Source organism: Verrucomicrobiia bacterium (assembly GCA_019634635.1).
Lineage (GTDB): Bacteria > Verrucomicrobiota > Verrucomicrobiia > Limisphaerales > UBA9464 > UBA9464.
Window position 1 is genome coordinate 140,659 of sequence record JAHCBB010000004.1, and the last position, 12,075, is coordinate 152,733.

The following is a 12,075-nucleotide window of genomic DNA, read 5'->3' on the forward strand; positions in this document are numbered from 1 at the left end:
TCGGCAATCCGGACCGCTCCGAATTCGGATTCGCAATGCAACGGTCCGACACCGGGAGCGCCTATTCCGTCACCGGCTGGATTTTGCGACGCACCTCCGACATGAGAAAGAACATCTCTCGTGCGATCTCGCGGCATCGTTCGTTGTACGCGGCCGTTTCGGCGGGAGTGTCATCGCAGAGGCGGGGATCCATGAAGTGAATGGCGTGGCGCGCGGCGGCGCCCGCGACCACGGGACACGAGCGATCCGCCGAGCTGCACACCATCAGGGCGATGAATCCCCGATCCGGGTTGCCATCGGCATTGTAGAGCTTGGAATACGCTCGAATTGGTGGGCGGTCTGGTGCGTAGCGCACCAGATACAACGGGTTGTCGCCGTCGGTGACATCCGTGATGTCAAAGCCCACCCGGCGCATCGCCGTCACGGTCCGGCAGTTGCACGCGGTGACCTCGGTGCCGCCCGACCAGGACTGCACCTGGGCGAGTCCAAAGTAGCACGCAGCCGTTTCTGCCCAGATCTGTGACATGTGGCTCCGTCGGGAATTGTGAGTGCAGATGAACGTGAGATCGGACCGTCCGACGTCCTTGAGTTGCGTCGCGATCGAACCGGCAATTTCGTCGAGGACCTTCCGGCGCTCCGGCGGCACCTGATCCAATTCGCGGACAACAGCCCCGACGTAAGGGCGAAGTCCGGGGAGCAGGCGATCGCAAGACGGCGCTCCCCCGGGTTCCGCCGACGAACGGGGGTTGTGGAGCAGCAGACCGAACAGGAGGACCAGCGGGGCGCATTGCCGGAAGTTCATGGCGAGGATGGAAGGAGATGGGTCCTTCGGTTGCGGGATTCGGAGGCCGTCTTCAGGGGTCGTCCAGTGCGACACACACCACGCTGTAGCCGCCCCTTAGAAATAGGCGCGAGCCGGCGAGGGCGGGATGGGCGTACGATTCCACATCATTATCGAAGATCCGGGCCCGGGACAAAATGCGGGCCTCGTCGGATTGGGCATCCACAAGGATCAACTCACCGCTCAATGCAACCGCCAGCACCCGCTCCCCATCGCTGAACAGGGTGCCGAATTCATCGAGGGCGGCATCCCGAAGATGCCACACGGTCCGCAGTCCCTGTTTCACGTCGAGGCAATGCAGTCCCCGGTGCACCCCAAACAGCCTGCCGCCACCGAGCACGGGTGTGGCTGTATCCGGAGCCAGGGTTTCGCTCACCGCGGTGGGATGCGGGAGGATCCGACCCGCCGGGTCGAACTGATGGAATCGGGTCCCATTGTTCTCCGTGGAGAGGATCAGCCCGCCAGGGGCGGCGACCGGCGTCGGCACATTGAAGTCACCGGGGTGCTCGGGGACGAGGGTCCACAGGCGTCTGCCGGTCTGCACGTCCCAGCCTCCAAGCGAGCGGTCGTCGTAACCGACCAGCTGGCGGCGTCCGCCGAACTCCCCGCAGAGGAAGGCGGCATAGGCCGCTGGATTCCCGGGGGACGTCCAGTGGGTCTTTCCCGTTGCAGGGTCCAGCGCGGCCAGCGCCGCTTCCGGACCTCCGGGATTCACGATGAGCAGGCCGTCCACCAGGAGTGGCGTGGCCGCAGCCCCCCAGGTCGGGATTTTACCATGAAACTCACCCGCCAGATTTCGCTGCCACAGGACCCGACCATCCGTCAGCCGGACGCATCGGAGATCCCCGAAGGCCCCCAGCAGATAGGCGCGCTCGTCGTCGAGCATCGGGGTGGCGCGGGGCGCCTGACCGTAGTCCAGCCGTCCGGGTGCCGCGAAGGACACCTGCCAAAGTTCGCGGCCCGTTTCAGCATCCAGGCAGCGGTACACGTCCCGTTCATCTGCGAAATCCCGTCCGGCAACAACGAGCCGGCCGTTGCGGAGGCTCAATCCGGCCAGGCCCTCGGGAGTCGCAGCCTTTCGCCACACAACCCGTGGCGATTCTGGCAGCCGGAAGGGCAGCCGTGGCACCCGGCCGTCGCGACCCGGACCCCGCCAATCCGGCCAGTCCGTGGTTGGACCGGCGGAGGCCGGCGGCACTTTGAAGCCGTCGCGGCTCTCCAGGAGCGCCAAAAGCCGCGAGTCCTGGTTGACGTCGAGCAGCGCCTTCAGCAGTTGAGTGCGGCGGCCGGCGGACACCGCTTCGCTGACGAACACGGTGGTGAACGGCACCGGATCCGAACGTCCGACCACCCTCAGGCGACCCGGGGGCACGGTGCCGCAGCCTTCCAGCATGGGAAGGGCGTAACCCGGCACCACGATCGTCGGCAGTGGTGCGGTTTCGGCGTCCAATAGGTCCAGCGCGGCGGTGGAGAAGGTGTCGCGAAGTTCCAGGGTGACGGAAGCCTCCACGCCAGCGCCGCGGAGCGCGCGCAAGGCGGCGGCATGCCGGGCGTCGGCGGGCGGCAGACCGAACAGCAGCGTGCGCCCGGCGAGGTCCGAAAGGCTGCGGACGGCATCATCGGACCGGGCCAGGAACACTGCCGGCTGCGATGTCGTTCCATCCCGGTCAGTCAATTCGCACAGCGGCCGGCATTTCAATCCGACCTGCTCCGCGGCGTGATTCACGAGCGAGCGATCCCCAATGAGGATCAGCTGACTGGAGACACCGCCATGCGCCAGTGTGTCCTTGAGATCGTCGGAAAACTCGATGCCGATGCGCTCCTGGAGTGAGTGTTCCAGCCGCGAAGCCAGGCGGCGATAGTTGCGCTGCCCGTGTCCTTTGACGCAGACACAGGCCAGTTCGGCGGCCAGCGGGTCCATCACCACCATCGAAATCGGATCACCCGTCCCTTCCGCCACCGCCCCCAAGACCCCATTGAGCCACAGCGGAACCGCGGTCAGGAGCAGCCAGGTGATCCAGCGGACCGGCCGCCCGCAGAACGTTCGCCCGGCCGGTGGTTCTGGCGATGGACGTACCATGGGGGGAACTCATTTGTGTTGCGCCAAAATCGGTCTACTCGGGACTTGATCGCTCATTGGTGTAGATGCGGATGGCGTCCGCCGCCGTGTCCATCAGATAGAATCTGCGGCCGTCCGGACTCGCGGCGACGGAGACCCGAACGCATTCCCCTTTGCCCTTCAGGATGGCCACGACCTCGATGAAACGGCCGTCCGCAGAGAAGCGCTTGATGCAGGTGGGCGGGCCGGACTCGGCCACGAGCAATTCGTCCCCGGACAGGACACACAAGTTTTTGGGCTCGCAGCAGCCGCCAAAATCCGCGGGGCGGACTTTTCCGGCCTTCCCAAATTTCGCGACCAGTTTGCCGTCGCGATCGCGGCGCTCGACGGTGTGACGGGCGTTGTGGGAGATCCAGAGCTCGCCGGCCAGCGCCTGGATGTCCATTTGCCCGCAGCAGCCGCGCAGTTTTTCCACGACCAGCTGGGGATTCGACAGGCCGGGCCCGAACCGGTACACCCGGTACGTGAATTCATCCGGGGTGGGAACGGCCAGGAAAACGTCCTCGCCGGAAACGGCCAGCCCGGTGACCTCCGCACGCCGGCGTTCGAGATTTTCCAGCATTTCCTTGCGGACCTCTTCGGGCGGGCGCCGCGTCTCGCGGGCCGACTCCTGAATGAATTCCTCCAGTTCGCCCGAGATTGCCACCGGAAGATCCACCACCGGCGAAGCGGCGGAGGCCAGTTCCCGGCCGGAGGCGTCAAGAAGGAGCAGCATGCCGGAACCGGCCACGTAGATGGAGCCGTCCGGTGCCACGTCAATTGCGCCGGGACGGATCTTGAGCGGCAGGGTCCGGAGCAAAGTGCCTTCGGGGGAATAGACGCGGATGCCGGGAGAACCCGACTCCGGCGGGGGAGCGACGCAGGCGAGCACGTTCCCCTCCGCATCGAGGGAGAAATTCTTGAGAATCCCCGGAGACTTGCCACCGCCCACTTGGATGACGCCCGTTTCCGTCGAGGTTGGCTTCCATGCAGGATCCTTGGCTCGTGACACCTCCGCAGCCCTCAATTCCTCCTGATAGGGGTCGGTTGTGTCCTCTGGATCGCCGAGAAGCGGGAGGGTGGCAGAGGAGTTCCTGACGGAAACAAGTGAGGCCGCAACCAGAAAGGTTGCAACGCCCATCACCCACGGTACTTGCGGTTTCATGGCGGCTCCAGGGATCCTGTTTGGTGTTGTCGGTAGGTTCAGCCGTCCGCCAATCCACTGTCGGCGGGCTGGCGATTTTGGCCTTACCTGCATCGGACTCCTTTCCCGGCTCTTTGCACGAAAAAAGTTGTCGCCACTGCGGCGTCAGGATTGCGCGGTCCGAGGGGACCCCTGCGAATGCGATGGAATTTCCGGCGCCACGACGCATCAAGCCCGCGGCGGACAAGCGGGGTGGCGGACGGGATGGCGACTCGGGACGGGAGGAGGTCCCGGAAGCGGCCGTCGGTGGCCCGTTGAAGGCGGCCATTCGTCTTGAACCATTCTACGGCACCCGGATCTGGCGCCTCGATCCGGAAGCCGGTGTCGTCTCCTGCGGCGGTTCGCGGCTCAACGTTTGACTTTGGATTGATCGCTCCGTTTTACTCCTGCGCGCGTTCCCCGGCCGAAGACCGGTGCGGGGAGCGGGTTTTACCGATTGTGGCTGCCAAGGACGATTACCTGATTGATACGATGCTCGACACGGGCCTGCTCGCCGCGGAGCAGGTCGAGGAGGGGCGCGTCGAGGCGGAGGCCGCCGGGGAGGGGGTGCTCGACACCCTGGTGAAGCGGGGGGTGCTGAACGGTGCGGTGGTCACCATGGCCAAGGCCACCTACTTCGGGGTGGAATCGGTGAACCTCAATGAACTGCGGATCTCGGACGAGGCGATTGCGCTGGTTCCGAGGCACGTCGCCAAAAAATTCAACGTCATCCCCATCGGGGAAAACGATGTCGGCGCGGTGATCGTCGCCTTGAGCGATCCGTCCGACATTGACGCCGTGGACGGCCTGCGCCACGCCCTGAATCGAGACGTCGAACTGCGGGTGACCAGCGCCGCGGACATTGAGGAGGGCCTGGGGAAGTTTTACGGCGGCGGCGGCAGCGGACGTGATGACGGCGGCATCGCGAAGATGATCCAGGACATCACCGAGGGGGAGGTCGAGGTCAGTGGACTCAAGGGGGATGTCACGCAAGACACCGACGTGGTGGACGCCGATGCCCCGATCATCCGGCTCGTGAGCCAGGTGATCGTGGATGCGTTCAAGAAGCGGGCGTCGGACATCCATCTTGAGCCCCTCGCCAAACGGTTCCGGCTCCGGTTCCGCATTGATGGCGTGTGCGTGGAACAGCCGGATCTGCCGAAGCGGCTCCAGGCCCCCATCCTGGCCCGGCTGAAGATCCAGTCGGGCATGAGCATCGCCGAGCGGCGCGTCCCGCAGGACGGGCGCATCAACACGAACGTCGGCGGCAAGACGATTGACCTGCGCGTCAACTCGATTCCCACGCAGCATGGCGAATCCATCGTCATGCGTATTCTCGACAAGTCCGGGTTGCGGCTGGGGCTTGCCGAGCTGGGCTTCTTTGCCGATGACCAGGCGACCTTCGAGCGGTTGATCGGGCTTCCGGACGGGATTCTGCTGGTTACGGGACCCACCGGCTCGGGCAAGACCACCACGCTCTATTCCTGCCTCCACTACATCAACCGGCCCGACCGCAAGATCATCACGGTCGAGGATCCGGTGGAATACATGCTGGCGGGGATCAACCAGGTTCAGGTGCACGAGCACATCGGGTTCACCTTCGCCGCGGCCCTGCGCTCCATGCTGCGCCAGTCGCCGAACGTGATCATGCTGGGGGAAATCCGCGACCTGGAGACGGCCACGATCGCCATCAATGCCTCGCTCACCGGTCACCTGGTCTTCTCGACGCTTCACACGAACGACGCGCCGTCAGCGGTGACGCGGCTGATTGACATCGGCGTCAAACCGTTTCTGGTGGCGTCCTCGGCGCGCTGCTTCATGGCGCAGCGGCTCGTCCGCAAGGTGTGCAAGAGCTGCGGGGCGCCCATGGAGCTTCCGGAGAAGGATGCCAAGGCGTTGGGCATCACCCCGGAACAGCTCGCCCAGGGAACCCCGCGCAAGGGCCGGGGTTGCAGCGAATGCAACAAGACCGGATGCCGGGGCCGATTCGGGATCTTCGAAATCTTCATCGTCAATGACGAGGTCCGCCGCCTGATTTTCGACAAGGTGCCGTCCAACGTGCTCCGCAAGAAGGCGCTCGAGCTGGGGATGCGCACCCTGCGCGAGGATGGCACCCGCAAGGTGCTCGCCGGCCTCACCACCGTGGACGAAGTCATCCGGGCCACGGTCAGCGAGCATTGAGGTCCACCGATGGCACTGCGCCTGCTTATGGTTAGTTTGCTCGCATCACATTGACGATCAGCCCAAGGATTTCGCCATGTCGTACCAGATGTCGGATTTGCTGCAGTTGATGGTCTCGGAGGGTGCCGCCGATCTTCACATCCGGGTGGGCATTCCGCCGGTCATCCGTTTGCACGGCATTCTGCACCGGGTGGAGGGTCCCGTGCTCAAGCCGGAAGACACCGAGGAACTGATGCGCTCCATCACGTCGGAGGACCACATCCAGCAGATTCGCGAAAAGGGGGGTGCCGACTTCGGGTTTGCGTTCGGCGAGATGGCCCGCTTCCGGGTCAGCGCGTTCAAGGAGAAGGGCAATTTCGCCCTCGTGTTGCGGCAGATCCCGAGCAAACTGCTGACGATGGAGCAGATTGGCATCCCGCCCAGCGCGCGGGAGCTGCTCTGGAAACCTCGCGGACTGATCCTGGTGACCGGGCCCACCGGCTCGGGCAAGACCACCACGCTGGCCTCGATGATCAACATCATCAACGAGGAGCGGGAGGAGGCCCACATCATCACCGTCGAGGATCCGATCGAGTACTACCACAAGCACAAGAAGGCGGTGGTCACCCAGCGCGAGGTGAACGTGGACGTGCCGAACTTCGCCGAGGCGCTGCGGCGTGCGCTGCGGCAGGACCCCGATGTCATCCTCGTCGGGGAGCTCCGGGATCTGGAGACCATGGAGGCGGCCATCACCGCTGCCGAAACGGGCCACCTGGTCTTCGGCACCCTGCACACGACCGGCGCTGCCAAGACCATTGACCGCATCACCAACGCCTTCCCAACCAACCAGCAGGAGATGATCCGCATCCAGCTCTCCACGGTGCTGCAGGCGGTCATCTCCCAGCTGCTGCTGCCCCGCGTGGACAAGCCGGGACGCGTCGCGATTTTCGAGATCATGGTCAACACGCCCTCGATTGGCGCGTTGATCCGCGACAACAAGACCTTCCGCATCCAGTCCGACATCCAGACGGGAGCCAAGTTTGGCATGGTGACCCTCGACAGCTTCCTGATCGAGAAGTTCGAGGCGGGGATGATCGCCGAGGAGGAGGTCATCACCAAGGCGCAGGATCCGGCAACGATCCTTCAGAAGCTCCAGGAGCTCAAGGCGGCCAAGGCCGCTGCGGCCGCGACTGAGAACCGCCGTTGACCCATGGCCGAAATCGTCTCCGACCCCCTGCTGCTGCTGCTCCGGGAGCGCGGCATGCTCGATGACCTCCAGACGGAGGAGGTCGTCCAGGAGCAGGCGCGCAGCGGGAAGCCGGTGGCCCAGATCGTCCAGGACTACGGGTTGCTGGACCGGGATACGGTGCTGCAGTTGATGGCCGAACACATGGGGACCTCCGTGGTCGAACTCGACCTGGAGGCGATCACCCCGGAGGTCGTGGCCACGATCCCCTCCGAAAGCGCCCGCATGTACCAGTGCATGCCGGTGGCGATCTATGGCGACAGCGTCCAGGTGGCACTGGTGGACCCGCTGAACCCGGCGGTCATTGACGAGCTGGGATTCACGGTCAAGCACGAGATCCAGCTCGTCGTGGCCGATCCGGGGGAGGTTCAGAAGGCGATCGCCAAGTTTTATCCGGCCCAGTCCGGGACGGCGTATCTGGACGTCCTCAAGGAACTGGGAGGGGCGGGGGAGTCCTCCGACGACGACGACCGCCCGAGCGGACCGGACCTCCGATCGGAGGCGCTGAACGACGCGCCCATCGTCAAGTTCGTGAACCTGGTGCTGATGCAGGCCGTTCAGGACCGCGCCAGCGACATCCACTTCGAGCCCTTCGAGGACGAGTTCAAGATCCGGTACCGCGTGGACGGCGCCCTCTACGAGATGGCGCCCCCCCCGAAAAATCTCGCGAGCCCGGTGACCTCCCGGTTGAAGGTCATGGCCAACCTGAACATCTCGGAACGCCGATTGCCCCAGGATGGCCGCATCTCGGTCAACATCGGGGGAAAGCAGGTGGATCTGCGCATGTCCACGCTGCCCACGGCCTTCGGCGAGTCGGTTGTGCTTCGGGTGCTGGATCGCTCGGCGGTCAACATGGAGCTCGAGGCATTGAGTCTGCCGCCGGAAATCTACGAGTTCACGGTCGAGACGATCAACCAGCCCAACGGCATCTTCGCGGTCACGGGGCCGACGGGCTCCGGCAAGACCACGACGCTGTATTCCGCCCTCCGCCGGATCAACACCATTGACTCCAAGCTGTTGACGGTCGAGGACCCGGTCGAGTTCGACATCGAGGGCATCATGCAGGTCCAGACCAACGAGAGCACGGGGCTGACCTTCATGAAGGCCCTGCGCGCGTTCCTGCGCCAGGATCCGGACGTGATCATGATCGGCGAGATGCGTGACCTGGAAACGGCCCAGATTGCCATCCAGGCATCCCTGACCGGTCATCTCGTGCTGTCCACCCTGCACACCAACGACTCCGCGGGCGCCGTGACGCGGTTGGTGGACATGGGGGTCGAACCATTCCTGATTTCCTCCACGCTCCTGGGGGTGCTGGCCCAGCGCCTGGTCCGCAAGATCTGCACCCAGTGCCGGACGCCGTTCGAGCCGACGGAGATGCAGCTGGGGCAGCTTGGGATGTCCGCCCACGATCTGGGGGATCGCACGTTTTTCTACGGCCGGGGCTGCCCCAACTGCAACGACTCAGGCTACAAGGGCCGCAAGGGGATCTACGAGCTCCTCGTGGTCAGCGACCCCATCCGAAACCTCATCAACGACCGCGCCCCGACCGTGGTGATCCGACAAAAGGCGATTGAGCTTGGCATGGTGACCATTCGGGATGACGGTCTTCGCAACATTTACGCCGGTGAATCCACAGTGGAGGAAGTGTTGAAGTACACCTGACAGCCCTGGGAAAGGACGGTTATGCCCAAGTTTCAGTACGTCGCCATGGACTCCCGTGGCAAGGAGCAGAAAGGGACCCTGGAAGTGGCCTCTCAGGCCGATGCCATCAACCGCCTGAAGGAGATGGGCTACTTCCCGACCAAGGTGATTGAGGCCGAAAAGCCCAAGGACAAGAAGGACGCGAAGAAGGGCGGCGGTGGAGGCGGTGGCGGCGGAGGCGGGAAAAAGAGGGCCGGCAGCATCAACATCAAGATCCCGGGGTTCGGCGGGAAGGTGAAGACCAAGGTGCTGACCACCTTCACCCGTCAGCTGGCGACCTTGGTGGATGCCGGTCTCCCCCTGCTGCGGGGCCTTCGGGTGCTCCAGAAGCAGGAAAAAAATCCCACCCTGCGCAACACAATTGACGATTTGTCGCTGTCCATCGAAGGGGGCAGCACGTTCTCGGAGGGGCTGGCGCAGCATCCGAAAATCTTCAACCGCCTGTTTGTCAACATGGTCAAGGCCGGCGAGTTGGGCGGCGTGCTCGAGGTGGTGCTGAACCGGCTCGCCGAGTTCATGGAGAAGGCCGAGAAGATCAAGGGCAAGGTGGTTGCCGCCATGTTCTACCCGGCCGCGGTCATGACCGTCGCGGTCGCAATCCTGGGTCTGCTGATGGTGGTCGTGGTGCCCAAGTTCCGGACGATTTTCGCCGACCTCCTCGGTGATGGACAAATGCCGGGCTTCACGGAGTTCGTGCTGTCCATCTCCGACGCGATCAAGACCAAGACCATCCTCCTGGGCGAGGCGGCCCCCATGGGCCTGCCGGTGTTCCCCGGCCCTGTCATCTGGATCATCGTCGGCATCATCATCGCGTTCAAGGTGGGGGTCCGCACCAAGAAGGGCCGATGGCTGTGGGACAAGTCCAAGCTGCACCTTCCGGTGGTCGGCGGCGTCATCAGCAAGGTGGCCGTCTCCCGCTTCTGCCGCACCCTGGGGACGCTGGTCAGTTCTGGTGTGCCGATCCTCCAAGCGTTGAACATCGTCCGCGAGACCGCCGGCAACGTGGTGGTGGCCAACGCCGTGCAGTCCGTGCACGAAAGCGTCAAGGAGGGCGAAACCATCACGGCGCCCTTGGAGAAATCCGGGGTGTTCCCGCCCATGGTGATCTCCATGGTGGACGTCGGCGAGCAGACCGGTGCGCTTCCGGAAATGCTTCTGAAAATCGCCGACACCTATGACGATGAGGTGGACAATGCCGTTGCCGCCATGACGTCACTGCTCGAGCCAATCATGATCGTCTTCCTCGCCGTGATCGTGGGCAGCATTGTGATCGCGCTGTTTCTTCCGCTGATCTCCCTCATTGACAAGCTGGGCGGCAGCGATGGCGGTGGTGCGGGGGATTGAGGGTTCGCAAGGCCGGCTCAACGGCCGCGGCGGAAAATTTCGAATTTATCGAATGCCGTGATTGACATGCCCGCCGCTCGGGGCGTAAATACAAAGTAGTTACATTGCATGGCAGATTGATTTACCGTATTCCGCGTGGAGTTCGACTGGAACAATCCGCCGTTTGCTTTGGAAGGTTCTTTGACGGTTCGAGACATTGAGGAGTCCTTTGAGGACCCTTTTGCATCCAAGTTGTTGCCGGATTCACCCCGCTTCGGGGCTCAATCGCGTTACTTCAATCTGGGGCGTACCGGGGCCGGAGCGGGCATTTTCAGCGTCTATCGAACCAACGGTCGGCTGGTCCGGGTGCTCTGCGCCCGGCGGTTCACGGAGCAGGAGGCGTATTTCTACCAGCGGAAGCTTCGCCAGACTCTGGAGGGATGATGGCAGCCACGGTGGTGACGTCTTGGGAGGAGGTCCCGCTGTTCGACAGCGAACAGGCGGAGGCGGACTTCTGGATGGATGCCGAGGTGGACCTCCGGCTTATGGAGGCGGCGACGGCCGCTTCTGCCGGCCAGACGGAGTCGGTGACGATCACCCTGCGCATGGATCCCCGCATGCTCGGTCGGATCAAACGCCTCGCCCGTGAGCGCTATCTCAACTACCAAAGCATGATCAAGCAGTGGCTCAGTGAACGGATGGAAAAGGAATTGAAGGATCGTTGAACGCCCGGTTCGCCGGGCCCGCCCCACATGGATCGCAAGTACTTCCAGCCCTCCCGGACCGCGGCCTTCACCCTGATCGAGCTGCTGGTGGTGATCTCGATCATCGGGGTGCTGGCCGGGCTGGTGGTGGGGTTGGCGCCGGCGGTGAACCGCCGGATGAAGGAGGCGCGGATCCGCACCGAAATGACCGCGCTCGTCGGGGCCATCGAGGCCTACAAGTCCAAATTCGGGGTGTACCCTCCGGACAACTACGACCCGGTCCGCCGGCAAAGCAATCCGGCGCAGCATTCCCTATTCTATGAATTGACCGGCGTGCTGGCGGACAATCAGAACCGCCAACTCGTCACCTCCGACGACGCCCAAGTCATTGATCCCGATGTGTTTCTCCGGTTTTTTGGACGCGAGGGGGTTTTGAACAGCGCTCCACGGGTCTTTGGCGGCCCCAACGACCAGGTGCGCCTGGATCGGGAGCAAATGAAGCTCCTGATGCGCCGGGAGTTCAAGCCCTCCCAGTTCGCCGAGCTGTTTCGCAGCCGGAACACCCCGGGGTACGCGGATCTTGAGGTCCTTGCCGTAGGGCACTCCGGGGATGCCTCAGGAAAACGCGGCACCGGTGTCCCCTGGCCCCCGGGCATCGCCCCCCACCTGCATCCCGTGCCGACCAATCCAGGACTGAATCCCTGGCGGTATGTCTCGACCAATCCCACCAACAACCCCGGCCGCTATGACCTTTGGGCGGAACTGCCCGTGGGTCGCAGTGCAGACCCTTTGATCATCGGCAACTGGTAACTCCTG

General features: G+C 63.9%; 11 protein-coding genes. 8 read left to right on the forward strand and 3 right to left on the reverse strand.

The window, feature by feature from the left end; genetic code table 11:
- Positions 1-61 precede the first annotated feature (61 nt).
- From KF791_04305 to KF791_04315, 3 genes are read right to left on the reverse strand one after another with little or no spacing between them, the layout of a single operon-like run.
- A complete protein-coding gene (locus tag KF791_04305; protein ID MBX3731800.1) occupies positions 62-802 on the reverse strand; it encodes a protein-tyrosine-phosphatase in 741 nt (246 codons plus the stop codon).
- A 52-nt stretch (positions 803-854) separates the two neighbouring features.
- Positions 855-2,921 (reverse strand): PQQ-binding-like beta-propeller repeat protein, encoded by a 2,067-nt coding sequence (locus tag KF791_04310; GenBank protein MBX3731801.1) that lies wholly within the window; start codon positions 2,919-2,921, stop codon positions 855-857.
- 34 nt (positions 2,922-2,955) lie between these two features.
- A complete protein-coding gene (locus tag KF791_04315; protein MBX3731802.1) occupies positions 2,956-4,104 on the reverse strand; it encodes a hypothetical protein in 1,149 nt (382 codons plus the stop codon).
- 182 nt (positions 4,105-4,286) lie between these two features.
- On the opposite strand from KF791_04315, the gene KF791_04320 reads away from it, so the two are divergent.
- The 8 genes from KF791_04320 to KF791_04355 all read left to right on the forward strand — a co-directional run bounded on the left by KF791_04320 (position 4,287) and on the right by KF791_04355 (position 12,069).
- Positions 4,287-4,502 (forward strand): hypothetical protein, encoded by a 216-nt coding sequence (locus tag KF791_04320; GenBank protein MBX3731803.1) that lies wholly within the window; start codon positions 4,287-4,289, stop codon positions 4,500-4,502.
- A gap of 79 nt (positions 4,503-4,581) precedes the next feature.
- A complete protein-coding gene (tadA, locus tag KF791_04325; GenBank protein MBX3731804.1) occupies positions 4,582-6,303 on the forward strand; it encodes a Flp pilus assembly complex ATPase component TadA in 1,722 nt (573 codons plus the stop codon).
- A 76-nt stretch (positions 6,304-6,379) separates the two neighbouring features.
- Complete coding sequence (locus KF791_04330) at positions 6,380-7,489, forward strand: type IV pilus twitching motility protein PilT (GenBank protein MBX3731805.1); 1,110 nt, start codon at positions 6,380-6,382, stop codon at positions 7,487-7,489.
- Positions 7,490-7,492: 3 nt separating this feature from the next.
- Positions 7,493-9,193: a Flp pilus assembly complex ATPase component TadA gene (tadA, locus tag KF791_04335; protein ID MBX3731806.1), complete on the forward strand. Its 1,701-nt coding sequence runs from the start codon at positions 7,493-7,495 to the stop codon at positions 9,191-9,193.
- A gap of 21 nt (positions 9,194-9,214) precedes the next feature.
- Positions 9,215-10,576, forward strand: a complete 1,362-nt coding sequence (locus tag KF791_04340) for a type II secretion system F family protein (protein MBX3731807.1) — start codon at positions 9,215-9,217, stop codon at positions 10,574-10,576.
- Between the two features lie 135 nt (positions 10,577-10,711).
- A complete protein-coding gene (locus tag KF791_04345; GenBank protein MBX3731808.1) occupies positions 10,712-10,999 on the forward strand; it encodes a hypothetical protein in 288 nt (95 codons plus the stop codon).
- The gene (locus KF791_04350; GenBank protein MBX3731809.1) at positions 10,999-11,280 is read left to right on the forward strand and encodes a hypothetical protein; all 282 of its coding nucleotides are present in this window, start codon (positions 10,999-11,001) and stop codon (positions 11,278-11,280) included. The genes KF791_04345 and KF791_04350 overlap by 1 nt, the downstream gene beginning before the upstream one ends.
- A gap of 27 nt (positions 11,281-11,307) precedes the next feature.
- A complete protein-coding gene (locus tag KF791_04355) occupies positions 11,308-12,069 on the forward strand; it encodes a type II secretion system protein (protein MBX3731810.1) in 762 nt (253 codons plus the stop codon).
- The last annotated feature ends 6 nt before the right edge of the window (positions 12,070-12,075 follow it).

Bases quoted from the DNA above. Each gene is read 5' to 3' on its own strand.
- KF791_04305 (MBX3731800.1), bottom strand. From the start codon at position 802: ATGAACTTCCGGCAATGCGCCCCGCTGGTCCTCCTGTTCGGTCTGCTG.
- KF791_04310 (MBX3731801.1), bottom strand. From the start codon at position 2,921: ATGGTACGTCCATCGCCAGAACCACCGGCCGGGCGAACGTTCTGCGGG.
- KF791_04315 (MBX3731802.1), bottom strand. From the start codon at position 4,104: ATGAAACCGCAAGTACCGTGGGTGATGGGCGTTGCAACCTTTCTGGTT.
- KF791_04320 (MBX3731803.1), top strand. From the start codon at position 4,287: ATGGAATTTCCGGCGCCACGACGCATCAAGCCCGCGGCGGACAAGCGG.
- KF791_04330 (MBX3731805.1), top strand. From the start codon at position 6,380: ATGTCGTACCAGATGTCGGATTTGCTGCAGTTGATGGTCTCGGAGGGT.
- tadA (MBX3731806.1), top strand. From the start codon at position 7,493: ATGGCCGAAATCGTCTCCGACCCCCTGCTGCTGCTGCTCCGGGAGCGC.
- KF791_04340 (MBX3731807.1), top strand. From the start codon at position 9,215: ATGCCCAAGTTTCAGTACGTCGCCATGGACTCCCGTGGCAAGGAGCAG.
- KF791_04350 (MBX3731809.1), top strand. From the start codon at position 10,999: ATGGCAGCCACGGTGGTGACGTCTTGGGAGGAGGTCCCGCTGTTCGAC.
- KF791_04355 (MBX3731810.1), top strand. From the start codon at position 11,308: ATGGATCGCAAGTACTTCCAGCCCTCCCGGACCGCGGCCTTCACCCTG.